Here is a 25,420-nt window from a genome sequence, read left to right as displayed (position 1 = left end):
GCCAGTTCCATTGCAAACTAATTTGTTGTCTTTACTGCATCCGTTCCGGGGACTCAGATATAAACTTCATAGCTGCTGTTGAATCCACTGCCGAGCTTCCATACAGGTCATAAAGACCTGACCCGGACAACCAAAGATTGCCGTAATCGTTTTGGCAGCGCTTCTCTGCCGTTCGGGTGGAATCTCAGGCAGATCCATAACCAGAGCCAAACCGACACAGAATTGCCTGATTTTGGCTTTATGCTGTTTTGCCCACTGCATTGTCAATCGATGCACGGCTTCAGTTTGAGCCGGATCAGGTTCATGCGACTCTACTGTAGTGGGTTGGGCATGGGATTGATGCATAATAATGCCAAATTTATGCTCCTGAGCCAGCCAATCAGCGAATCGAGTTAAATAGTTGGTTGTCTCTGCTAGAGTTGCCACATTTTCCAGTTGAATCAAAACGATCGGATAGGTTTCCTCATGAATTGTCAGCATCATTCATCACCCTAAAGCGCATTCACGGTTGAGGAGTTAGAAGCATTAGAAGTCTCTAAATAGCGAGCAATTAATAAAACACAAATACCAATGATGACAGCACTGATAATAAAAACGCCCCGATAACCGATCGCAGTTGCTATGGCTCCACTTGCGATCGCGGCGGGCAAACTTCCCATCGTATTCAAAGACGCTTGAATAGCATAATCAGTCGCCGCACTTTGGGGATTACTTTTATCCATCATGATCGTAAATGCAGTTGTCACAACTATACCCAATGAAAAAGATGTCGCTCCGACAATCCCATACAGCACAGGTAATTGGGTGAAGCCAAAGGTAGGTAACAGATAAGCCAGAATGCCGATTACCGAAAGACTACTGGCAATCAGCAGCGATCGCTGTCGCCCCCAGGATGGGATCAACCAGCCAGCCATCAGTGAGCCGAAAATCACTGCAATGGTTCCTAAAATTCCCAACAGCCAACCGACCTCTGCCAAAGATAACCCTAAGTCAACCAGCAGTGGACGAAACATGGTAATCGCAAAACTGTAGCCAAAGTTGTAGAGCAACAAGATGGATAACCAAACCTTCATACCCGGGCGCTGGCAAAACTGAAGAAAAATTCTGAAGTAGTTTCGCAGGGGATGGCGGGTTTTGCGGGAGGGCTGGCGGGCTGGTCTAGGCTGTTCCTGATGCAGCAACACGGGAATCAATGCCACCAGCATCAGTCCAGATAATGTCAGTAAACTAAATCTCCAGCCCCAACGACTGAGCAGAATTAGCATTCCCCCGCCGCCAATCATGCTGCCCAGGGAACCGCCAATGCTCTGAACTGCGTTGCCCCATCCCCGTTCGTGAGGGGCTAATAATCCCAACGCTAACGCATCGGTGGCAATATCCTGACTGGCGCACCCGATCGCGATCAGCATCATGCTGATCAGGACGATCGGTAACTGAGTTTCGACATTTAGCCAGCTACAACATGCCGTCACCAGGGCGACAAGGGATTGCAGCGCAATAATCCAAAAGCGATAGTGTCCCAGTGCCGTAACGCTGTAGCGATCGATCAAAGGCGACCAGAGAAACTTGAGCGTAATTGGCAGGATAACCAGGGGGAGTAACCCAATGGCAGTCAATGATAATCCTTCCTGGCGTAAAACGACGGGCAATGCCTGATAAAGGAATAGAAACGGCATTGATTGGGAAAGGTACAGACTGCCGAGTAATCCTAACTTGTCGAAACTTCGAGGCTGAATCACAAAGTTAACCCGAGTAAATATTAGACCCTACACAGCAACAGGGAACACCAATGTTATCAAGTTAGCTGCAAATAATTCTTAATTAGGCTAGCGTGATTCGGAGGCGCTGAAAAGGGAAGGATGTTCTTAAAACGGAATCTTTTGTTCTTAAAACGGAATCTTTTATTGTTCAAACGGAATTTTTCCGCCGTTGCATGACATATTGATTGGGTCCCACACCAAACTGTTTGCGAAATGCGGTATAGAACGAACTGCGGCTGGTATACCCCACGGCGGCGGCGACCTGGTTGACGGTCATCTCGCCAGTCTCTAAGAGTTGCTGTGCCTGGTGCATGCGATCGTGGTACAGGCATTCAAAAGCCGTCATCCCAAACACCTTGCGAAACCCCCGCTTGAGAGTGCAATCATTCAGTCCGACCTGTCGTGCCAGAGCCATCAAGGAGGGAGGTTGGTTTAGCTGATGGCGCAGGATTGCCCGAGCTTGATGAATTTTCTCGATGTCTTCTGATGACAAAGCCCGGGCGGGCAAGAGCGATTGACTCAGTTGGGCGATTTGCTCAAACCGGAGGACAATTAACTCCAAAGCCTTACTTTCTAAATAGAGTTGTCTGGGTTTGCCTTGATAGGGACAATTTAGAATTTGATTGAGGATAATTTGCATGGCTGAAGTGGTTTTGCCAGTCAGAACCGGTTCAAACTCCAGCCAGGCTTCAGACAGATCCGGCGGTTCAGCCAACTGGGTCAGATCAGGCGACGGAGCAGGTTGTGTAGTAGGGTGTAATAACCGTGGCGGGGTAAGCGGCGGGTTGACCCCCCGATCGCCAAACCATTCATGCCCAAGCTGTTGCCAATAATCGGTGGCTAATTGTCTCAGCCGAGGGGAAAATTGTTCCAACAGCCCATAGAAGTAAGACTCCAGACGGGGTGGTGTCACAAAGACTTCTACCCATAAATGGCGCTGTCCAGCCGGCAAATGCAGCGGTTTGCTGTTGCCCAAATGCAGAATCGTTAAATTTGTACTGGCATGACAACCGATCAGGCAAAACTCAAACTCTAGAGAAGGACGAAATAAGGCAACGGTTTTGCAGAGATCCTGGGTGAGTTCACAATCGACGATCACCAGCGACAGCCCAGCAGCCAGGCCAATCTCCTGAATATATCCCTGACCCGATGCCGCCGCCACCTGCCACACGCGATCGCTGGGGGCATTGTGGAAGAGGTGCAACTCTGCGGAATGACTGAGGGCAAAGAGTGGCTCTATTTGATCTAAACAAAGTGCTGTCATGGGTGGGATTTATTGCTGGTTCGCTTGCCAAAGTTGAAGATGATGTAATAAGCTCTTCGTTAGATTATCAAAAAATATTCTCAATAACCAGATCGACTGGGAGTAATGGGTCGATTCCAAGTTTTTTGACCACAAAGCGGTAAGTCTGATCGCTGGGTTCAATCTGATCAGAGCCGCGATCGCCTGCCAGAACGGGGCGATCGTGGGCGATCGGAAAACCAGGACGATCGCCCGCATTTTACCTACCCTGAGCAACAGGGGTGACCGATCTAAACAAACAATCCGATGGGAGGAAATAAATTGACCGGTTCAGCCACAATGAAGACACTGAAGACCGTTTTGAGTGATTTAGGCATTCCTGAAACGGCGCTCCATGAAGAAACCTATCTGTATGGAGATTTAGGTCTGGATTCTGTAGAGACTGTCAAACTGGCACTGGAGTTAAAGCGGCGGCTGGGCATCGACCTACCATTGGGCAGCCGCCATGATCTTTCCTTGAGGGACATTTGTCAGCAGGCAGAGGCGTTGTTGTCTGCCCAATCCCCTTGAGGTTGAGGCGTAGTTTAGGAATTGCTAAAGGAAATGAGGATGGAGAGTATTTCTGCACAGTTGCCGGACACCTTGAATGTGGCAGCTTATTTTCTCGAACGTAACCTGACCCAGCAACGGGGCGATCGCATCGCTTACTATTACCGCGATCAATCCTATACCTACGCCCAGGTAGCCAGTTGGGTTAAGCGTACCGCCAGCCTGTTGACTGACCTGGGATTGGAGCGGGAAAATCGCATCGCGCTGCTGTTACCCGATACCCCAGAATTTGTGTTTACCTTTTGGGGAGCAATCTGGTCAGGGTGTGTCCCCGTCCCCATCAATACAACCTGTAGCCTGGACGATATTCACTATATTCTGCAAGATTGTCGTGCCAAAATTCTGGTGACAACCCAGGCATGGCTAGAAAAGTTATCCCCCATTCCATCACCGTTTCTTCGCCAGGTGGTGCTGCTGGATGGTGAACAACGCTTGATGGCATTACTGGCTCAACAACAGGAGCAACATGTTTGGGCGGCAACCGATCGGGAGGAACCGGCATTCTGGCTGTATACCTCTGGTAGCACCGGGCGACCCAAAGGAGCCATTCACCTGCATCAAAGTATGGTGGTATGTGCTGAGCGGTATGGCAAAGCTGTTCTTAACTTACAAGCTGATGACATTCTCTATTCCGTGGCAAAAATGCCCTTTGCCTATGGTTTAGGCAACACGTTATATTTCCCAATGGCAGTAGGGGCAGCAGCCATTCTCTCTGACGCGGCAAATGCGTTTGATATTATTACCGATATTCAGACCTATCAACCCACCGTTTTCTTTGGGATTCCGGGAGTGTATGCAGCAATTCTATCTGCCCAAGAGATTGCTCCCTTGAATGCCGCTTCTCTACGCCTCTGTGTATCGGCGGCGGAACAACTGCCTAAAACGATCTGGCAAAAGTGGCGAGATCAATACGGTATAGAGATTTGTGAGGGCATTGGCACAACGGAATTGCTACATATTTTTCTATCCAATCGTCCAGGGGAGTGTTGTCCAGGGAGTTCGGGTCGTCCAGTTCCCGGCTATGACGTTGAGGTGCTGGATGCCCAGGGCAACCCTACGCCCCCTGGTGCGATCGGGGTGCTCCAGGTGCGGGGAGAGAGCCTGATGTTAGGGTACTGGAACCGTCTATCCGCTACACGACAGGCGTTATGCGGCACTGCCATGCGCACTGGAGACAAGTATGTCAAAGATGCCGAGGGCTACTTCTGGTTCATGGGACGCAATGATGACTGTTTTAAGGTGAATGGGATGTGGGTGGCTCCCTTGGAAGTAGAAGATGTGTTACTTCAGCATGAAAGTGTGTTGGATGCTGCCGTTATGCCCAGTGCTGAACCAGGAGCGACCCTGACCCAGATTGTTGCCTACATCAGCCTCAAACCAGACGTTGCCCCTTCGGTTGAGTTGGAACATCAAATTCGTCAACTCGCCAAGTCACAATTACCACACTTTAAAGCGCCCAATCGCATTCACTTTCTGACTGCTTTGCCACGCACCCCAACGGGCAAAATCCACCGTCAGGCTCTGTTGGCTCAAAGTTGTTGAACCAATGCCATTGTTGAACTTCCAATTCCTTCACGCAGGTATTTCTTATGTATCAGATTGCCACCTCTCCACTGGTTTATCACGAGTTGTTTGTGCCAATTCAAAAAGACCCCCAGTGCATCCTACAGAATTTACTAGAGATGGGGTTGTTTTCTAGCTATATGCTTTATCGCAGCGAACAAGGAACCCGAATTGCTGGTAATGCTCTGGGTCGAATTACCGTTAGTGTTGAAACCGTCCGGGTTGATTGTTTGGGAGCAACCCAGTCTTACCCGATCGCCGATCCCCTAAAGCAGGTAGAGTCAGCATTAGCCACGTTACCGATCGAAGATTGGACGGCCTATGGCTATGTCAGCTTTGATGTGGCTCGCTTTTACTATCCCTATACCAAAGCCATGCCGCAGCCACTCCTGCACCTGTTCATTCCTGAAACAGAACTGCATATCACGGCAAAAGGGATTCGGATTCGCAGCGTTAAGTCACTACCCAAAATTCTGGAAGCCCTATCCCTCGATCGCCCATTGCGCGAGTACACCGCCACACCGCCTGTAGTCGATTTTAGTGATCGCGACTATTATCAAACTCAAGTTCAGCACTTAATTCAAGCAATTCAAGCGGGTGATTTACACAAAGCCATTCTGTCTCGATCGGTCACTCTACCAGGAGAGATGGATGTCTTGGGCACCTATTGTCTGGGTGCTAACAGCAATCCGACAGTGCGATCGTATTGTTTCCAGTTAGACGATGTCGCTGCCGTTGGCTTCAGTCCAGAGATTTTGATGACCGTGGATGCCGAGCGCTTTGTGATCACGAATCCTCTAGCGGGAACTCGCCCTCGTTCCGATAACCCAGAACAAGACCAGCAATGGCATCATGAGTTATTTACGGATGCGAAAGAGGTGAAAGAACATGCCCTCTCAATCTGGTTGGCTCAAGCAGAAATGTCTACTTTTTGTGTGCCGGATACCGTCCGGGTGTTTGACTTTATGCAGGTCAAGCCTTACCGATGTGTGCAACATCTTTCATCGCGTGTGGGCGGAGAACTGCAACCCGGAAAAACCCTCTGGGATGCCCTGAAGGTTTTACTTCCTGGCATCACCGTCTCTGGCATTGACAAGCAGCAGGCATTAACCTGGATCGATCGCTTGGAAACGTCTCCCCGAGGCATTTATGCCGGAGGAATTGGCTGGATTAATCAACAGGGAATTGCAGATTTTGCGATCGCCATTCGTTCAGCCTATCAGTATGGTGATTCGATTCATTTCAATGCTGGAGCAGGAATTGTCGCAGAATCAATTCCACACAATGAGTATCTGGAGTCGGTGAATAAAATGAATACAATGTTGACTAATCTGGTGTTAAAACCATAACTTCTTGAGGTTGAGTCATAAACCAAACCACTCTACGCTTCTAGTGCAGAGTGGTTTATTGGTTCACTTAGCTGATCAGACTATTCGCGATCGTGATCTGGTAGTAAATCTTCCACCTGACGAATTGCCGGAATCAGATAACCACTAACCCCAAGCAGAATCATCCAGATTGCCGCCAGAATCACCAATAGTGCAATCCCTGCTCCTGTCCCCGTACCCACCAACGGCACAACCATGCGGGACAGCCATCCTCCAGAACTGATCATCGGTTCAAATACGCGATCGGCGAGTGGCCCTGCTATCAAGCTAGCCATAGCTCCAACCGTTAAACCCAGCGTATGGGCAGCCGCTAATACCCGTCCCTGAACCTCTGGCGCAACTTTGGCATACCAGATGGCATAACTGGAACTAAATGTCAGGGGAATATTAAAGGCGGAGAAAAATTGCGCTCCCATCCAGAGCCAGGGAACACGCCCCAAGCCTAAGAGGATGCCACCAATTCCTGCCCCCATAAATCCCAGTAACATGCCATAGATGCGGCGCTGGAACCCACCCAAAATACTCAGGCTCACTCCACCAACTACGCCCCCTACCCCAGCGGCAATCACCACCCGACTCAGCAACTGAGCATCCCCATTGGTTCGAGCCAGCACTAGCGGTTGGTATAAGGTGTCGCTCATCTGGCGGGCAAACAGAAATAAGCAGAAAATTACGGTGATTGCCAGGAGGCTGGGTCTGGAGAGAATGTAATGCAGTCCCCAGGAAAGTTGTTTCCAGATGGTTTTTCCAGTGAGTTGTTCTGTTTCCGCCGGACGGGGTTGGGGAATCTGGATCAACCATACGGTCGTAACGCCGATCGCAAAGGTTGCCAGATCAATCAACATAATCCCGATCAACCCGATCGTGGAGTAAAGGCTCCCCACTAAAGCTGGAGCGAGAATAGCAGAACTGTACTCTACCAGCGATCGCATACTGCTGACGCGGGTATACTGCTGCTTGGACACCATTAACGGAATCGAGGCGATATACGCCAGTCCTTGAATCTGGCCGAAGCCGCCATAGGCAATGGCTAAACCATAGAGATGCCAGAGTTGTAATTGATCTGTGATGTAAAGTAGCCCGATCGCGATCGTACAAATCGCCACACTGGCATCACTGAACATGATTAAGAATTTGCGGTTGCAGCGATCGATGACCAGCCCTGCAAACACACCCACTAAAATTTGGGGCAATTGAAAAAAGAAACTCAGCAGTGCGATCGCGGTCGTCTCCTGAGTCAGTTGCCAGATCCAGATGGTAAGGGCAAATTGGGTCATTGCAGTACCAATGGCAGATGCCATCTGACCGCTCCAGAGCATCGTGAAAGTTCGCACAGTAGGTTTCAGAAAATAGGAGGATATAAGGAAGCAAGAATCAATCACAATGATGCGATAGCAATGACTTAACAGTTAAACGGCTCAACTGCGATCGCGAACAAGGTTGTGATGTTACTGATGTTGCAAATTCAAGCTAATCAGTGACTCTATACAAAATGATTGTGGACTAATTAACTAGGGTACTTGGAGTTGACTGCAAAGTTCACTTAAAAATTCTATCGTTTTAGCTTGTGTATTTGAAAATGTTTGTGGTACTTTTAAAAAGTCAGCTTCTTGAGAATTAGATGCAATAACATCTGGGTATTGCCAAAGTGTTAACCCAAGAAGAATTCAAGCTTTAAACCATGTCTCATGATCAAGCAGTCAGTCGGTATTCGCTCACTGGCAGTGGGGTTTCCCCGGACTATTCGTGCCAATCAGTATTGGCTAGATCAGTTTGCTAATCCATCTGTAGCGATCGCGCAACGACCCGCCAGACACCATCAGGCAATTGAATCTAGCGCTGATCAAATAAGTTCTACCCAAAACGGCATTGATCTCTGGTTGCAGGAAGTTACCCCGTACCTGGCAGATCCATTTCGCGGCAGTGTGGAACGTCGAGTGTTGTTACCTGATGAATCATCTCTGATGCTGGAGTGTCAGGCGGCACAGTCAGCCCTGAAGGCAGCAAACCTGTCGCCCCAAGAGATTGATTTGGCGATCGTTGCCTCTCTGTTTCCTGATACCGTCGGGCCTGGTGCAGCCGCTTATGTTGCCCGTGAATTAGGCTTATCCTGCCCTGCCTGGAATCTGGAATCTACCTGTGCCAGCGCTTTAATTGCGCTACAGACTGCCCAGGCTTTGGTGCAAAACGGCACCTATCGCACCGTCCTAATTGTGGTGTCGCACATTGGCTCACGGGCCGTTAACGAAGCTGATACGCTTTCATGGTCATTGGGTGATGGGGCAGGAGCGTTGGTCGTTGGTTCTGTTCCCGGCGATCGCGGCATCCTCAGCACTCACATTATGCCAACCACAGCCACATGTGGTGCTTATGTGCATGAGATGGTGATTGATCAGGCGGGTCAACCTCGCATCCGAACTCGCACCGGGGAGAAGATCAGTACACTTGCTGAAACGGCTGTGGATGCAGTGCGTCACTGTTGTCAGACGGCGATACAAGCCGCAGGAGTGACCCTCGATCAAATTGCCTGCTTTGCCATCAATACTCCTACTGCCTGGTATGCCAGCGTCTGCGCTAAAGCGTTGGGCATCGATCCAGCCCGAGTGATCAATCTCTATCCCCTGTACGCCAACATTGGGCCGGTATTTCCGATCGCCAATTTGCATCATGCCGCAACCATCGGCAAACTGCATGACGATGATTTGGTGTTAGTGTACGCAAATGGTGCGGCAGCGACGGCGGCAGCAATGGTGATGCGATGGGGAGAGGTGGCTTTGGGATCATCTCTGACGCAACCATGCCAGCGATCGCAAAACGCAGAGCCATTACATTTGGCAACACCAATATCCCATTTGAATGCGTCTGGTACGGAAGAAAGTAGACCAACGGATTTGCGATCGCAATTACTCACCACTCCTCTCCCCGATCGTCGCCCTCTACTGGAAACCTATTTACTGGCATGGTTCGCCAACGCCCGCCAACTTTCTCCAGATCAAATTCATGTCCAATTATTATTGACCACTCTGTTAGATTCCTTACTGGCGATCGTGCTGCGGCATCAGCTTGAAACTGATTTGCAAATACAAGTCCCTATGGAGCAGTTTTTTGGTGATCAGACGATTTCAGATTTAATGGAATTTCTGCTTCAGCAACTCATGGTTTCAGCATTGGTTAGTGCTGATGCAACAAAATTCGCGCCTGATGATGCCATTGAGTGGGAAAGCATTAGTCTGTAAGGCAGTCGATAGGCGGGTAACTCATCTTACAGCAGTTTTCGCCCCCCTAGCCCCCCAATTTTGGGGGGAACAGGAGCCAAAGTCCCCCAGAATTGGGGGATTGAGGGGGCTGACCGAATTGACAAGTGTGGTGCATTCATTTGAGAACGGCTGTAATCAGAGTAATTCATTGACCACAGAAACTTGCGAACTGATATTGAGCCAATTCAGCCCACGGTATTGAACTTGAATATGGATTTACATTCACTTCTAACTACACTTTCTCACCAGGGAATTAAACTATCAGCCGATGGTGACTCTCTCCAGGTTGATGCTCCTAAAGGTGCTTTAACCCTCGAACTACGAGATTTGCTAGTACAGCAAAAGACGGAGATTTTAACTCTACTCCGCCAGCATCGGGTGAGTGCCTCTGTGAATGATCTACCAATGATCATTCCGGATCCCGCATCACGGTTTGAGCCATTCCCACTGACCGATATGCAGCACGCTTTTTGGATCGGGCGCAGTGGTGTGTTGGACTTGGGGAATGTTTCTAATCACGGCTATTACGAAATTGAGGGAAACAATTTGGATCTGGAGCGGCTAAACTCCACGCTCCAACAATTAATTGCGCGACATGATATGCTGCGGGCGATCGTGTTGCCCGATGGACGACAACAAATTCTGCCAGAAGTACCACCGTACCAGATGAAGGTTGTGGATTTGCGGGGGCAAGATGCAGAAACAGTCAGCGCTCAACTGGCAGAAATTCGGCAAGAACTGTCCCATCAGGTGCTACCCGCCGATCGCTATCCATTGTTTGAATTCCGAGCGACTCAGTTAGATGGCGATCGGGTGCGGTTGCATGTCAGTTATGATCTGCTGGTATTTGATGCCTGGAGTTTGTTTCGCCTGTTTGAAGAGTGGTTTCAACTGTATCAAGATCCCGATTGCCCTTTGCCAGCTTTGGAACTTTCGTTTCGGGATTATGTGCTGGCAGAGCAGTCTTTACCGCAAACCGAACTGTATCAGCGATCGCAGACCTATTGGTTAAACCGGATCGACTCATTACCACCGGCTCCAGATCTACCCCTGGCTAAAAATCCGCAACAACTACAACAGCACCAGTGCCGCCGCTATGACGGACGCATGGAACCTGCCATCTGGCAAACACTCAAGCAAAAGGCAATGCAGGCAGGGCTAACTCCATCTGGGTTGTTACTGGCTGCCTTTGCCGAAGTCATCACTTTGTGGAGCCAGAATCCCCAATTCACGTTGAATCTGGCGTTATTTAATCGCTTACCCCTACATCCCCAGGTGAATCACATTCTGGGTGATTTTACTTCTGTCACTTTGTTAGCCGTCGATAACTCTCAGGCTGAATCGTTCCGCGATCGAGCGTTGCGAATTCAACAACAACTCTGGCAGGATTTAGAACATCGTTACTTTAGCGGTGTGCGAGTTACCCGCGAATTAACTCGGCGTAAAGGACTTGCCCCCAATGCCATGCCGGTCATCTTTACCAGTACCTTAGGCTTCGCTGGCATGGGACAGGACACCTTAACCTTCAGTCATTTTGGTGAATTAGTTTACGGCATTAGCCAAGCCTCACAAGCCTGGATGGATATTCAAGTTTGGGAAGAGCAGGATACCTTAAGCTTCAATTGGGATGTCGTCGAAGAACTATTCCCAGAGGGGCTGATTGCCGACATGTTTGAGAGCTACTGTCGCTTGCTCAATCAACTTGCCACGTCGGATGCCAGTTGGACAGCCAGCCATCCTGCCCTGTTACCTCCGGCTCAACTGGCTCAACGTCAGGCAGTGAACGCCACGGATGCTCCGATTCCAAAGGTTTTGCTCCACGAACTATTTTTAGCCCAGGTTCAACAACACCCCGATCGCCCAGCCGTAATCACGTCGCAACGAACCCTGACCTATCAGACGCTATGCGATCGGGCTTGTCAGGTGGGACACCGCTTGCGGCAGTTAGGAGCAACGCCGAATCATCTCATTGGTGTGGTGATGGACAAAGGCTGGGAACAGGTGGTTGCGGTTCTGGGAATTTTGATGTCTGGGGCAGCCTATGTCCCGATCGCCCCAGATTTGCCAGCAGAACGGTTTCAGTATTTACTTCAGCACAGTCAAGTCAAGCTGGTTCTGACACAATCCTGGTTAGATCAAACCCTGCCCTGGAGCGAGGATATCCAGCGTTTGTGTGTAGATGGCACAGAGTTGGCTACCGAGCCACAACACCGCTTAGAACCAGTACAAACTCCGGATGATCTGGCGTATGTCATTTATACCTCTGGCTCTACTGGATTGCCCAAAGGCGTGATGATTACCCACCGGAATGTTGCCAATGTGGTGATTTACACGAATCAACGGTTTCAGGTCAGTTCTGACGATCGTGCGTTGGCGTTAACCGCGTTGAACCATGACTTGTCGGTTTATGACCTGTTTGGCTTGCTGGCGGCTGGCGGTGCGATCGTCATGCCCGATGCCTGTTTGGTGAAAAGTCCCCAGCATTGGACAAAGTTAATCCAGCAGGAACAGGTGACGATCTGGAATTCGGTGCCAGCGATGATGGAAATGTGGGTCAACACGACATTCGCAGATCATGAATGGGATCCCAAATCAGACTTCTCCAGTTTACGCTTGGCAATTTTGGGCGGCGATTGGCTACCGCTTTCTCTCCCCGATCGCCTGCGAACGTTAGTACCAAACATTCAATTACTCAGCATTGGGGGGCCGACGGAAACCACGATCTGGAATATTGGCTATGAGGTAGGGGACGTTGATCCGACCTGGAAAAGTATTCCCTATGGACAGCCAATGGCAAATGCCAGATATTTCATTTTGAATCAGGCGTTAACCGATTGTCCGGTTTGGGTTCCTGGGCAAATGTATTGTGCCGGGGTACAGTTGGCAAAAGGTTACTGGCGAGACCCGGAAAAAACGACTGCCAGTTTCATGATCCATCCCCATACCGGGGAACGGTTGTACCGAACTGGCGATCGTGGTCGCTATCTGCCCGATGGCACGATTGAATTTTTAGGGCGAGTGGATTTCCAAATTAAGTTGCGTGGTTATCGCATTGAAGCGGGAGAAATTGAGTCTGCGTTAGTGCAACATCCAAATGTAAAAGCCGCTGTTGTTAAGGTGGTTGGAGAACATCAGCAAGCGCAACTGGTGGCTTATCTGGTATCGAGTGCAACAAAGTTACCAACCGTTGCAGAATTGACTCAATTCCTCAGCCACAAATTGCCGGATTACATGCTGCCAGCTCGTTTCCTGTTTTTGGAGGCATTGCCCCTATCTGCCAATGGCAAAGTCGATCGTCAGGCACTTCCCACTCAGGATAGCCAATTCCAAACACGAATCACGGGATACACAGCCCCTCAGAACGAGATTGAGCGCACGATCGCCACTGTCTTTCAAGAAGTGCTGGCCGTTGAAACCGTGGGAGTGACAGATAATTTCTTTGATTTGGGCGCAAATTCTCTGTTGATGACGCTGGTTTACCGCCAGTTGGGTACTGTGTTGCCGCAGGAAATGAAAGCAATTTCCCTGGTTGACTTATTTCGGTATCCGACTGTGAGAGCGTTGGCACAACAGCTAACTCAAGCACTACAGGACAACGACTCAGAACTGCAACGGATTGAGACTGCCCAGAAATTGAACCAGGGCAAACAGCGGCTCAAGCAACGCTTCCAGAAATCAAGACTGGCTTAGAGGAAATCAGTATTATGAGTACCAATCAAACGGGTTTGGAAATTGCGATCGTCGGTCTGGCAGGGCGATTTCCAGGAGGAGACAGGATTGATGATTTTTGGCACAACTTAAAGACAGGGACAGAGTTAGTCACAGCGTTCTCCCAGCCCGTTTCCGAGGGCGATGCCAGGGGTTCATCGACCTCTCCAGCGATCGTTCGTGCCGGGGCAGTCTTACAGAATGTCGATCAATTTGACGCTGCCTTCTTCGGCTTTAATCCGGGTGAAGCGGCGGCTTTAGATCCGCAACATCGGCTGTTTTTAGAATCTGCCTGGGAAGCCCTGGAAAATGCCGGATACAGTTCGGCAACGCCGGAACGTCCGATCGGGGTATTTGCTGGAGTTGGCATGGGCACTTACCTGCTGTATAACCTCAGTCCCAATCCCGGTTTCATTGAATCGCGCGGCTTTTTACCCACACTGGTTGGCGTGGATAAAGATTACTTACCAACCCGCGTTTCCTATAAATTAAATCTCACTGGTCCAAGTGTCAGTGTGGGAACGGCTTGTTCCAGTTCCCTGGTCGCGGTGCATTTGGCTTGCCAGAGTTTGCTGAGTGGAGAATGTGACATGGCATTAGCGGCAGGGGTTGCCGTGAAAGTGCCCCAGGATGGACGTACTCTATCTCCTGATGAAATTATCTCTCCCGATGGTCATTGTCGGGCGTTTGATGCCAATGCCAATGGGACTGTCGGTGGCAACGGGATTGGCGTGGTGGTGTTGAAGCGATTGGAAGATGCGATCGCCGATCGTGATCACATCTATGCGGTAATTAAAGGCTCCGCCATGAATAATGATGGGGCGACAAAGGTGAGCTATACGGCACCCAGCCAGTCAGGACAAGCCAACGTGATTCGGGCGGCTCATCTGATGGCAGAAGTTGAACCGGAAACGATTACCTACCTGGAAACTCACGGCACAGGAACGGCTCTGGGTGATCCGATCGAAATTGCCGCCATGACCCAAGCCTTTCGGATGGCAACGGATCGGACTGGCTTCTGTGCGATCGGTTCGGTCAAAACCAACGTGGGACATTTAGATGCAGCGGCGGGTATTACGGGTTTAATTAAAACGGTGTTAGCTCTGCATCATCGTCAGATTCCACCCAGCATCAATTTTGTCACTCCCAATGCCCAAATTGATTTTGCCAATAGTCCGTTTTACGTCAATACTCAACTGACGGACTGGAACCCGCATGGCATTCCCCGGCGGGCAGGGGTCAGTTCCTTTGGCTTTGGTGGCACGAATGTTCATCTGGTGCTGGAAGAAGCCCCTGTTCTCTCACCAGGAATAACCACATCCCAACAACGTCCCTATCAACTGCTGACACTATCCGCTAAAACAGCCACTGCACTGAAACAGGCAACGATGAATCTCCAGAATCGCCTGAAGCAAGCACCGGAACTGAACCTGGCGGATGTTGCATATACCCTCCAGATGGGACGATGGGAATTTCCTCACCGATGGTTTGCCGTTGCTCAAACAGGGGATGATGCCGTCCAATCATGCACAACACCCCCTGGATCGACGGCCCACGCTGGAGACAACCCAGCCGTGATTTTTATGTTTCCGGGTCAGGGTTCGCAAGCCGTGAATATGGCGCGGCAACTGTATGAGCATGAACCGACGTTCCGGGAGAACTGCGATCGCTGTTTTGCGCTACTGCAAGCCCAGCACAATCTGGATTTGAGGGCAATACTATATCCTGATAGTGCTACTGATAGCCAACCATTGACCCAAACCGCGATCGCTCAACCGGCGTTGTTTGTGGTTGAGTATGCCCTGGCGCAACTCTGGATGTCTTGGGGAGTGCAGCCGCACTCATTTATTGGACATAGCATTGGCGAATATGTCGCTGCCTGTCTGGCAGGAGTTTTCACCCTGGAAGAGGCGTTAAGCCTGGTGACAGTACGGGCACAATTGATGCAGCAACAGCCGCCTGGAACAATGCTGGTTGTGTATTTATCTGCCGATGCGGTGCAGCCATTTTTATCAGATAGCCTCTCCCTGGCAGCGAACAATAGTCCTGCTCTCTGTGTCGTTTCGGGAGCAACCGGCGCGATCGCCCAACTGGAACAGGAGTTAGCAGCACAGGGAATTGATTCCCGCAGACTACATACGTCCCATGCGTTCCATTCACCTATGATGGAGGCAGTAATTGACCCACTGGTGCAACACTTGCAGCAGGTTCGCCTGCATCCACCTCAAATTCCCTTGATTTCCAACGTCACGGGCACCTGGTTGACTGATCAGGAAGCCACCGATCCACAATATTGGGCACAGCATTTACGTCAGACGGTGCAATTCGCTCCGGGCATGGCTGAATTATTGTCGCAACCAGAGGCAATTTTTCTCGAAGTCGGCCCCGGACGGACTCTGGCAACGCTAACCAAACACCAGACCAGCGATCGCCTGATCCTCACCTCTCTGCCCCATCTCCATGAAAAGGTGGATGATGGGCAATTCCTGCTACAAACCCTGGGACGACTGTGGCTAAATGGTGTCTCGATCGACTGGTCAACCTTTTATGCCCACCAATCCCGTTGCCGGGTGCCGTTGCCGACCTATCCCTTTGAACGCCAGCGGTATTGGATTGATCCACCTCAAGCAGCCCCGATCGCGGCAACAACGCTATCTAAACAAACGGATATTGCCGATTGGTTTTATATTCCCGCCTGGAAACGATCCGTTTTACCCCCGATCGCAGCCAGTGATCAAACTCGCTGTTGGGTGGTATTTGTCGATCGCAGTGGTTTGGCAACTGCCCTGATCCAACGGCTTCAGCACCAGGGACATCGGGTGATTCAGGTTCATGCTGGAGAGCAGTTTTGCCAGAGTCAGCCGAATCGTTACACCATTGATCCGGGCGATCGAGATCAGTATGCCGCTCTCATGCAAACTATTCTTGCCTCTGAGCCAAATCCGATTCTGGCTCACCTGTGGACGATCGATCCCGATCTTGCCTGGGCGGATGCTCAAACGCTTGGTTTTTACAGTTTGCTCTACTTAGCTCAAGCTATTGGACAGCAATCAATTGACAATTCAGTTCACATCAATGTGCTTTCCAGCCAGATTCAAGAAATTACTGGAGAGGAAATTTGTCCAGAAAAAGTCACAGTTTTAGGAGCCTGCAAAGTTATTCCTCAGGAATACGCGAATCTTGCTTGCACTCATATTGATGTCGCTATTCCTGCACCAGAAACTTCAACCAGCGAGTTATTGATTGAGCAACTGATTCAAGAAATGCTGATGCAAGCGGCTCAACCCTCTGATCCAGTTATTGCCTATCGAGGTCATTATCGGTGGTTGCCGATTTATGAGCCAGTTCGTCTGGAGGCAAAACATCAATCCACTCCGTTACGATCGCAGGGTGTCTACCTGATTACGGGTGGTTTGGGTGGCATCGGACTGACGATCGCTGAGTATCTGGCAAAAACGGTACAGGCAAAAATTGTCCTGGTCAACCGTTCAACGTTACCTCCTCGCAGCGACTGGCAACAGTGGTTAGCCACTCATCCAGCACCAGACGCAACAACGCTCAAGCTCCAAAAAATTCAAGCTCTGGAAGCGATCGGATCGGAGGTGATGATTCTCAGTGCTGATGTTGCCGATCTGGGACAGATGCAAGCGGCGATCGCGCAGATTCAGCCAATCTTTGGGCAACTTCACGGCATCTTTCATACTGCTGGTGTACCAGGCAATGGCATCATGCAACTGAAAACTCCAGAAATGGTAGCAGCGGTAATGGCGGCTAAAGTCCAGGGTACTCTGGTGCTCAATCAAGTTTGTCAGGATATGCCACTGGATTTTCTGGTGTTATTCTCATCCCATAGTGCCATTTTGGGTGGCATGGGACAGGTGGACTACTGTGCCGCCAATGCCTTCCTGGATGCCTTTGCTCATTCACAAGCGGCGCAAACCCATCATCGCACACTTGCCATCAACTGGGATATGTGGCAGGACGTTGGCATGGGAGCCGATCTGACTCAACTGCCCGATCGCCTGCAACAGGAGCGGTTAGCCGCACTTGAAACTGGTATTGCACCTGAGGAAGGAGTAGCAGCACTCCACCGAATTCTCCAAAGTGGATATCATCAAGTGATTGTTTCAACTAAAGATTGGCAAGCTGTACTGCAACAATCGCTGCAACGAACGATCGCGACAGTAGAGGTAGCCCCAATCACTCCAGAAATCCCGTCAGCCGATCAAACGAGTCATGCGCGATCGCTTCAGTCCACCACCTATGTCGCACCGAGTAATGAGATTGAGCAACAAATCGCTGCGCTCTGGCAAGAACAACTTGGAATTAAGCCAGTGGGAGTGAATGATAACTTCTTTGAGTTAGGCGGACACTCCTTATTAGCTGTGCGGATCGTCGCGCGATTACGAGAGTTGTATCCCGTTGATCTGTCCCTCAAGGTATTGCTATCTGAAGCTCCTACGGTGGCAGGTTTGGCACAGGTGATTGCTGAACAACTGACTCAATTAAACGATGCCGATGAACTGGCGCGAGTTCTAGCTGAGATTGAACAGTTGTCTCCAGAAGCGGTGCAAGCCCAATTAGCCAAGACCTCTGCTAACCCATAAGCTGCGTTGGCATTGTCACTGATTTAAACATTGCTGTGATTGAGGATTGTCTCAATGGAATTCAGTCTATTCTATTTCTCTGGTGATGGCTCCAAGACCGATCGCAATAAGTACCAACTGCTGATTGAAGGCGCGAAGTTTGCCGATCGTCACAATTTTGCTGGAATTTGGATTCCGGAACGGCATTTTGATGCCTTTGGTGGACTCTATCCGAATCCGGCTGTAGCTGGAGCTGCGATCGCCATGCTGACGGAACAGATTCAAATCCGCTCTGGCAGTGTGGTCATGCCCCTGCAACATCCCTTACGAGTGGCGGAAGAATGGGCAATGGTGGATAACCTGTCTCAAGGTCGGGTCAGCCTTGCCTTTGCTCCGGGTTGGCATCCCAATGATTTTGTGCTGTACCCGGAAAAGTACGCTACCAAAAAAGAGATTATGTGGCGGGACATTCAGGTGGTGCAGCGACTTTGGCAGGGTGAAGCGATCGAACTAACTGCTGGAAATGGTAAATTAGCTCAGATTCGGACTTTTCCCAGACCTTTACAGGCACAGCTTCCCATCTGGATTACGTCTCTCTCAGATGATTCCTTTGTGGAAGCAGGCAGAATTGGTGCCAATATCCTCACGTCACCGCTCTATCAAAGCCTGGATGAGATTTTTAGAAAAATTACTCTATATCGTCGATCGCGAGCAGAGCATGGTCATGATCCGCAAACTGGCAAAGTAGCCTTGATGATTCATACCTTCATTGGCAATGACACCCATGTTGTCAAAGCCCAGGTCAAACAACCCTTCAAAAATTATCTCAGAACTCATTTTGATTTAGTGGTGAAGTCAGCCGGAGACTTACGGTTCTCGATCGATCCGAATACGCTCACACCTCAAGATTTGGATGACCTATTAGAGTTCAGTTTTGAGACTTACTTCAATGGCAAAGTCTTGATGGGAACTCCTGCCGACTGCCAGAGTTTGATAGCAAGCTTTCAACAAGCTGGAGTAGACGAAATCGCGGCGTTAATTGACTTTGGTATTGCCTTTGATGCTGTGATGGAGAGCCTAAATTTCCTCAAAGACATCAAAGACATGAATGGTCATTCATCTCAGCCTCAAAGTTTGCAAGCATCTTATTCTTAATTGCTTAGAATTTGACAATGAATCATTTATCGCACCGGATTGCCGCCCTGACTCCAGAGCAGCAAGCCTTATTAAAGCAGCGCCTCAGCCAAAAACCAAATCAGGGATCTCATGCCTGGGGCATCCCGAAACGTCCGCGATCGCCAGAAGCCCAAATTCATTTGCCGGTGTCGTTTGCTCAACAGCGGATGTGGTTTCAAGATCAGTTGGGTCGGAACAGCGCTGTTTCCAATAATATTGCGATTTCACTGCGAATTACAGGTTCTCTTCAGGTCAATGCCTTAGAACAAAGTCTTAAAGCCATTCTGCAACGCCATGAAGTTCTCCGCACAACGCTGCATGTCGTCAATGGCGAACTCACGCAAGTAATCAACTCAATCGATCACTGGAAACTTGCGATCGTCGATCTGCAAACACTATCCAACGATCAACAAGCTTTAGAAGTGCAGCGATTGGCAACGGCACAGGCATGTCAACCCTTCAATTTAGCAACTGATTTATTATTACGGGCAACGCTGTTAACACTCAATGCAACGGAACATATCCTGCTCTTGATCCTGCATCATGTTGCCGCCGATGCCTGGTCGATCGGTGTGTTTTTCCGAGAATTGAGTGCCCTGTATGCCGCATTTTCGACTGGTCAACCGTCACCTTTGGCGGCATTACCGATTCAGTATGCCGATTTCGCAGTGTGGCAACGGCAAACCTTACAGGGTGATTTACTGGCAGAAGATCTGGCATATTGGCAACAGAAATTACACCAGGCGACGGATTTATTACTGCTGCCCAGCGATCGCCCCCGTCCCGCCCTGCAATCCTTCACGGGTAGAACTCAATCATTTCTGCTGCCCAAGCCTCTGACTGAGGCACTGAAGGACTTATCACACCGGGCAGAAGCCACCTTATTTATGACGCTGTTGGCAGCGTTGCAAACCTTACTGTTCCGATATACCGACCAGGACGATATTTTGGTAGGAACCCCGATCGCGAATCGGCAGCAGCCTGAAATTGAACCTTTGATTGGATGTTTTATTAATACACTGGTATTACGAACTGACTTATCAGGGAATCCCAGTTTTCAAACCTTACTTCAACAGGTTCGCACCACAGTTTTAGAAGCATTAGCCCACCAAACCGTCCCCTTTGAGAAATTAGTGGATGAATTACAACTAGCACGAAACTTAACCTATGCGCCATTGTTTCAAGTGATGCTGGTGCTACAAAATGCCTTTTCGATTGAAAATATTGAACTGCCGGGATTGCAGGTAGAACATGAGCGCATTGATAACTATACGGCGCAATTTGATCTCACCTTTCACCTGGTTGAAGCGGATACCGGGTTGATCGGCAAGCTAGAATATAATACCGATTTATTCGATGAATCTACGATCGATCGCCTGATCGGACACTTCCAGACCTTGTTAACCAGCATTGTGGCGCATCCCGATCAACGCTTAGCCGAATTGCCCCTGTTAACTCCAACAGAACAATTGCAGCTACATAACTGGAATCAAACCACAACAGATTACCCTGCTGCTGCCTGTATTCATCACCTATTTGAGTTACAGGTACAAAAAACACCCGATGCGATCGCGGTGATTCAGGGAGAACAGCAGATCACGTACCGGGAACTGAATCAACGTGCTAACCAGTTAGCCCATTATCTACAAAAAATCGGCATCCAGCCAGAAGCTCTCGTTGGCATCTGTGTCGATCGCTCGATCACGATGATGGTTGGATTATTGGGCATTCTCAAAGCTGGCGGGGTTTATGTGCCACTCGATCCCGGCTATCCCACCGATCGTCTGGAATTGATCTTGACCGATGCCCAGGCTGCTGTTTTATTAACGCAACAATCACTTGCAGCGAAATTACCAAAACTGACTACCACAACGATTTTTCTCGACACCGATTGGCATCAGATTACCCACGAAAGTGTGGAGCCTGTTGCATCTCCAGTCCATCCCCATAACCTGGCATATATCATTTACACCTCTGGTTCTACCGGCAAACCTAAGGGGGTAATGATCGAGCACCAGTCCTTAGTCAACTATACAGAAGCGGCGATCGCGAACTATGACATTGGCGTTAGCGATCGCGTTTTACAATTTGCTTCAATTAGCTTCGATGCGGCGGCGGAAGAAATCTTTCCCTGTTTGGCACAGGGGGCAACGTTAGTGTTGCGAACCGACACAATGCTCAGTTCCATGGCAATGTTTCTGCAAGCGTGTGCTGACTGGCAATTGACGGTGCTGGATTTACCCACCGCTTTCTGGCATCAACTGGTAACGGAAATGGTCGCCCAGCATTTAACGCTGCCCGATTCGGTGCGACTGGTGATTTTGGGCGGTGAAAAAGCTTTATTCGATCGCTTCATCCTCTGGCAACAACGGGTCAACTCTTCGGTGCGATTAGTGAATAGCTATGGTCCAACGGAAGCGACGATCGTTACCACCCTGACGGATTTATCCCCCCTGCCACCCGTCGCCTTAGCTGGACAAACGTTACCGATCGGTCAAGCGATCCAGAATGCCCAGACCTATGTGCTGGATGGCGGCTTACAACTTGTCCCGATCGGCATTCCAGGCGAACTATATATCGGCGGCATGGGTGTTGCCAGAGGCTACCTGAATCGACCCGATCTCACAGCCACAGTCTTTATTCCCGATCCATTTAGCCACCTGCCTGGAGCAAGGCTCTACAAAACCGGCGATCGAGTCCGCTATCGAGCCGATGGCAGTCTGGAATTTCTGGGACGCATCGATCATCAGGTCAAGATCCGGGGATTTCGGATTGAACTGGGCGAAATCGAGGCACTGCTAAGTCAGCATGAGGCTGTGCAGGAGAGTGTGGTGATCGAACACGCAGATCCGACAGGAGATAAATGCCTGATTGCTTATGTCGTACCTGCGGCCAGTAACGCACCCACCCCCCAACAACTACGCCAGTTTCTCGAATCCCGGTTGCCAAAATATATGGTGCCAGCCGCCTTCGTATTCCTACCTGTTCTGCCACTCAGTTCCAATGGCAAAGTCGATCGCCCGCAATTGCCGACTCCAGATCTAACGCGATCGCAGGGTGCCACCGCTTTTATTGCGCCCAGAACAACCACAGAAGCCGAAGTTGCCCAAACCTTTGCCGAGGTCTTAAACCTTGAGGCGGTGGGAGTAGAGGATGATTTCTTTGAATTAGGTGGACATTCATTATTGGCAACGAAATTACTAGCGCGATTGCAGTCCGTGTTTCCAGTCACACTCTCGATTGTGGACTTGTTTCAGTTTCCTACGGTGGCAGGTTTGGCTACCTGGATTGAACAAGGCTTGCACCCACTATCGACACCTGCAAAATCCCTGATCAGTCCAGCGTTACGCCGTTTGCCGAGAACACCAGGGATGCCAATTCCCCTCTCCTTTTCGCAGCAATACATTTGGCGAACCCACCAAGCCAGTGCAACAGGTGCAACCCTGAATAGCTCGATCGTGTTGCGTATCACGCGATCGCTCACACCGACTGTCATGGAACAAAGCTGGAATGAATTGATACGTCGCCACGAGATTCTGCGTACTGTGTTTCAGCCAGTCGATGGTCAGCCAATGCAGATCGTTTTACCTACCTTGCAGCTCCCGTTAAGGTATACCGACCTGCAATCGTACCCGGTTGAAGCGCGTGAATCCCTAGCGTTTAATCAAGCGATCGCGATCGCCCAAACCCCTTTCGATCTGGCAACGGCACCGCTTCTACGCATAGCCCTCTGGAAATTCTCGCCGCAGGAGCATTGGTTACTCATTACCATGCACCATCTCATTACGGACGGCTGGTCATTTGGGCTGCTCATCCAGGAGTTAGATACCCTGATCCAGGCATTTTCTCAGGGACAGCCTGCTCCATTACCGGATGTCCCGCTGCAATATGCTGATTTTGCTATGTGGCAGCAACAGGTTTATGACGAGGCCGCGATCGCCCAGCAATTGCACTATTGGCAAGATAAGCTAACCCATCAAGCCCAACCACCAGAACCTTCCTTCCTGACCCAACCTCTATCGAGTAAACAAGCCGCCCATTATTTCACCCAACTGCCAGAAAGCCTTTCGAGTGGTGTCGAGTCTTTAAGCCGGAGGTTGGGAGTCACTAATTTTGTCGTGCTGTTAGCGGCATTTAAACTGGCACTGGCAGCCTGGAGCGGACAGCAAGAAATCTGGCTGGTAACGACGGTTGGCAATCGCACAGTACCGGGGACAGCACAAATGATCGGTTGTTTTATCAATGATGTGATTCTGCGATCGCACCTGGTACCAGAACAGTCCGTCACTACCTTACTTCAATCCCTTCAAGTTAACGTTCAGGAAGCAATTGAGCACAAAGATGTACCGTTAGAACAAGTCATTCAACACACTAACCAGATGGGTTCCTGCCATCTGATGGCAAGCATCACTATCACCTCATCAACCCAGACGATGGCATCCCTGCCGGACTGGGAAATGGTTGAGCTACGCCTCCAACAACAGCAATTAAACGAGATACCATCAGAACTCTTTAGCCATCTCATTCCATTGGAAATTTATGTGGAAATGGCAAAATCGATCGAGATTATTGTGAACTACAGTACAGAGTTGTTGACCATAGAAGAGGTCGATCGTTGGTTTACCCTCTATCAACACATCCTGACTGCTCTTGTAGTTCGTCCTGAACGCCCTTTGAGTGAGTTTTTCCATCTGGCGGCATCATCGGAAATTACAACGCTATCTCAGAGGAAAGGCGGGAATCTCTTCAGTCAAGGTGGCTTGGCGTAATCAGTACCGTTACATCCCCATAGCACCGAACCCAAAATCTCAGCAATTAATCGGATTCAATCCAAACAGTGACAGCCGCCACGGCAATTAGCATTTCATCATTTTTGTCATTCAGGGAGGCGATCGCGCGACCTTGTACCACCATGCCGCCGGATTCTACTGTCAGAGTTTTGCGACCAAACGGTAGTACGGCTAACACGTCATCCGATCGTACCTGTTCGGGATAGGGCACTGCCACCTGCACGTCCACAATCATGTCATTGGGATCGGTTAACCCAGCCACCTCCCAAACTCCCGGTAGGGCATTATGGGCGATCGCATTTCTCACGGCTCTGGCAGCGGCAACCGTGGGTTCCTGTCCATGCTGATCAATTCCCATGCCCATTTCAATCACGAAGCGTTTCCGTCCCATTCTGCTACCCTCTATGGCTTAATGTGCAGGCTGCCAAATTTTGATTGTGCGATCGCAGCTACTACTAAATAAACTTTGCCCATCATAGCTGAAGGTTACTGCTGTCACATCTCCCGTATGTCCAGTTAGCGTAGTAGCAAGCGTTCCAGTTTGCACATCCCAAAGTTTGACGGTTTGATCCTGGCTACCACTGGCTAACCATCGGCTATCCGGACTGAAGCTAACGGAATAAATCGCACTGTGATGTCCAGTTAGGCTGCAAGTGGGGGTACCCGTGACGATCGCGGCATCTGCCCAAAGCTTAATTTCATTGTTACTCCCCCCGGTAGCAAAGTAGCGGCTATTAGGACTGATGGCGATCGTGCTAACGGCAGCATTTTGCCCAACTAATGTTTTTAGGAGTTCCCCCGTTCGCAGTTGATACAGTTTGATCGTTTGATCTTCACTGCCACTCATCACCGTTAACCCATCGGGACTCATGGCGATCGCTAATACGGGGGTCGCATGTCCATGAAAGGTACGAATTAACTCACCGGAATTTAAGTGCCAAAAGCGTACCGTCCCATCTCGGCTCCCACTGACTAAGGTTTGTTTGTCGGGACTGAGGGCAAGGCTGGTGACTCCGGCAGTATGACCATGCAGGGTGCGGAGCAAATCGCCAGTGCGAACATGCCACAGCTTAATGGTATGGTCAGCCCCACCACTTGCCAGAAGTTGACCTTCGGGACTGAGGGCGATCGTCCAAATCGGGGCAGAGTGTCCCGTTAAGGAATAAAACGGTTGACCAGTACGCAGGTTCCAAAGCTGAAGGGTATTGTCCCAACTACCACTGACAAAGGTTTTGCCGTCGCGACTAATGGCGATCGCACTAACGACATTGGTGTGCCCAGTCAGGGTTTGGGTGCAGTGCCAGGAGGGCGGTGGGGGAGGCTGTCTCTTATACACATCT

Annotated in this window: 15 protein-coding genes; 8 read left to right on the top strand and 7 right to left on the bottom strand. The window is 49.9% G+C overall.

What is annotated here, in order from left to right; translation table 11 throughout:
* Positions 1-66: 66 nt before the first annotated feature.
* The 4 genes from ACN4EK_RS10380 to ACN4EK_RS10365 form a co-directional block, all read right to left on the bottom strand.
* The gene (locus tag ACN4EK_RS10380; RefSeq protein WP_431657784.1) at positions 67-483 is read right to left on the bottom strand and encodes a hypothetical protein; all 417 of its coding nucleotides are present in this window, start codon (positions 481-483) and stop codon (positions 67-69) included.
* An 8-nt stretch (positions 484-491) separates the two neighbouring features.
* Positions 492-1,739: an MFS transporter gene (locus tag ACN4EK_RS10375; RefSeq protein WP_431657783.1), complete on the bottom strand. Its 1,248-nt coding sequence runs from the start codon at positions 1,737-1,739 to the stop codon at positions 492-494.
* A gap of 169 nt (positions 1,740-1,908) precedes the next feature.
* Entirely contained in the window at positions 1,909-3,024 is a 1,116-nt protein-coding gene (locus ACN4EK_RS10370; RefSeq protein WP_431657782.1) for a helix-turn-helix transcriptional regulator, read from the bottom strand.
* Positions 3,025-3,033: 9 nt separating this feature from the next.
* Entirely contained in the window at positions 3,034-3,261 is a 228-nt protein-coding gene (locus ACN4EK_RS10365; protein WP_431657781.1) for a hypothetical protein, read from the bottom strand.
* An 81-nt stretch (positions 3,262-3,342) separates the two neighbouring features.
* Here ACN4EK_RS10365 and ACN4EK_RS10360 point away from each other — a divergent pair, with 81 nt between their 5' ends.
* Genes ACN4EK_RS10360 through ACN4EK_RS10350 form a run of 3 tightly spaced genes read left to right on the top strand, consistent with a single transcriptional unit; the run spans position 3,343 to position 6,524 of the window.
* Positions 3,343-3,573, top strand: coding sequence for an acyl carrier protein (locus tag ACN4EK_RS10360; protein WP_431657780.1), 231 nt, complete (start codon positions 3,343-3,345; stop codon positions 3,571-3,573).
* Positions 3,574-3,612: 39 nt separating this feature from the next.
* Positions 3,613-5,154 (top strand): benzoate-CoA ligase family protein, encoded by a 1,542-nt coding sequence (locus tag ACN4EK_RS10355; protein WP_431657779.1) that lies wholly within the window; start codon positions 3,613-3,615, stop codon positions 5,152-5,154.
* Positions 5,155-5,201: 47 nt separating this feature from the next.
* A complete protein-coding gene (locus ACN4EK_RS10350; protein WP_431657778.1) occupies positions 5,202-6,524 on the top strand; it encodes an anthranilate synthase component I family protein in 1,323 nt (440 codons plus the stop codon).
* An 80-nt stretch (positions 6,525-6,604) separates the two neighbouring features.
* Here the strand turns inward: ACN4EK_RS10350 and ACN4EK_RS10345 are convergent, their stop codons facing one another.
* Positions 6,605-7,882: an MFS transporter gene (locus tag ACN4EK_RS10345; RefSeq protein WP_431657870.1), complete on the bottom strand. Its 1,278-nt coding sequence runs from the start codon at positions 7,880-7,882 to the stop codon at positions 6,605-6,607.
* Between the two features lie 369 nt (positions 7,883-8,251).
* Between ACN4EK_RS10345 and ACN4EK_RS10340 the strand changes: the two genes are divergently transcribed.
* The 5 genes from ACN4EK_RS10340 to ACN4EK_RS10320 all read left to right on the top strand — a co-directional run bounded on the left by ACN4EK_RS10340 (position 8,252) and on the right by ACN4EK_RS10320 (position 24,059).
* A complete protein-coding gene (locus tag ACN4EK_RS10340) occupies positions 8,252-9,799 on the top strand; it encodes a 3-oxoacyl-ACP synthase III family protein (protein ID WP_431657777.1) in 1,548 nt (515 codons plus the stop codon).
* Between the two features lie 183 nt (positions 9,800-9,982).
* A complete protein-coding gene (locus ACN4EK_RS10335; protein ID WP_431657776.1) occupies positions 9,983-13,510 on the top strand; it encodes a non-ribosomal peptide synthetase in 3,528 nt (1,175 codons plus the stop codon).
* A 14-nt stretch (positions 13,511-13,524) separates the two neighbouring features.
* Positions 13,525-18,135, top strand: a complete 4,611-nt coding sequence (locus ACN4EK_RS10330) for a type I polyketide synthase (protein WP_431657775.1) — start codon at positions 13,525-13,527, stop codon at positions 18,133-18,135.
* Between the two features lie 54 nt (positions 18,136-18,189).
* Positions 18,190-19,269 (top strand): LLM class flavin-dependent oxidoreductase, encoded by a 1,080-nt coding sequence (locus tag ACN4EK_RS10325; protein ID WP_431657774.1) that lies wholly within the window; start codon positions 18,190-18,192, stop codon positions 19,267-19,269.
* A gap of 17 nt (positions 19,270-19,286) precedes the next feature.
* Complete coding sequence (locus ACN4EK_RS10320; protein WP_431657773.1) at positions 19,287-24,059, top strand: amino acid adenylation domain-containing protein; 4,773 nt, start codon at positions 19,287-19,289, stop codon at positions 24,057-24,059.
* 46 nt (positions 24,060-24,105) lie between these two features.
* Here ACN4EK_RS10320 and ACN4EK_RS10315 read toward each other — a convergent pair whose 3' ends face one another.
* Together ACN4EK_RS10315 and ACN4EK_RS10310 are read right to left on the bottom strand one after the other, a co-directional pair.
* A complete protein-coding gene (locus ACN4EK_RS10315; protein ID WP_431657772.1) occupies positions 24,106-24,471 on the bottom strand; it encodes a Lin0512 family protein in 366 nt (121 codons plus the stop codon).
* A gap of 18 nt (positions 24,472-24,489) precedes the next feature.
* A partial coding sequence (locus ACN4EK_RS10310) for a WD40 repeat domain-containing protein (RefSeq protein ID WP_431657771.1) occupies positions 24,490-25,420 on the bottom strand: 931 nt, incomplete at its 5' end.

It is taken from the genome of Pantanalinema rosaneae CENA516 (assembly GCF_050753385.1).
GTDB classification, from domain to species: Bacteria; Cyanobacteriota; Cyanobacteriia; order Leptolyngbyales; family Leptolyngbyaceae; genus Pantanalinema; species Pantanalinema rosaneae.
Note: the sequence above shows the minus strand (reverse complement) of the source record. Positions and strands in the feature narration are given on the sequence as shown.

Coding starts and splice junctions, on each gene's coding strand:
- ACN4EK_RS10365 (WP_431657781.1), bottom strand. CDS start 3,261: ATGCGGGCGATCGTCCTGGTTTTCCGATCGCCCACGATCGCCCCGTTC.
- ACN4EK_RS10370 (WP_431657782.1), bottom strand. CDS start 3,024: ATGACAGCACTTTGTTTAGATCAAATAGAGCCACTCTTTGCCCTCAGT.
- ACN4EK_RS10355 (WP_431657779.1), top strand. CDS start 3,613: ATGGAGAGTATTTCTGCACAGTTGCCGGACACCTTGAATGTGGCAGCT.
- ACN4EK_RS10360 (WP_431657780.1), top strand. CDS start 3,343: ATGAAGACACTGAAGACCGTTTTGAGTGATTTAGGCATTCCTGAAACG.
- ACN4EK_RS10345 (WP_431657870.1), bottom strand. CDS start 7,882: ATGCTCTGGAGCGGTCAGATGGCATCTGCCATTGGTACTGCAATGACC.
- ACN4EK_RS10320 (WP_431657773.1), top strand. CDS start 19,287: ATGAATCATTTATCGCACCGGATTGCCGCCCTGACTCCAGAGCAGCAA.
- ACN4EK_RS10340 (WP_431657777.1), top strand. CDS start 8,252: ATGATCAAGCAGTCAGTCGGTATTCGCTCACTGGCAGTGGGGTTTCCC.
- ACN4EK_RS10330 (WP_431657775.1), top strand. CDS start 13,525: ATGAGTACCAATCAAACGGGTTTGGAAATTGCGATCGTCGGTCTGGCA.
- ACN4EK_RS10350 (WP_431657778.1), top strand. CDS start 5,202: ATGTATCAGATTGCCACCTCTCCACTGGTTTATCACGAGTTGTTTGTG.
- ACN4EK_RS10315 (WP_431657772.1), bottom strand. CDS start 24,471: ATGGGACGGAAACGCTTCGTGATTGAAATGGGCATGGGAATTGATCAG.
- ACN4EK_RS10380 (WP_431657784.1), bottom strand. CDS start 483: ATGATGCTGACAATTCATGAGGAAACCTATCCGATCGTTTTGATTCAA.
- ACN4EK_RS10325 (WP_431657774.1), top strand. CDS start 18,190: ATGGAATTCAGTCTATTCTATTTCTCTGGTGATGGCTCCAAGACCGAT.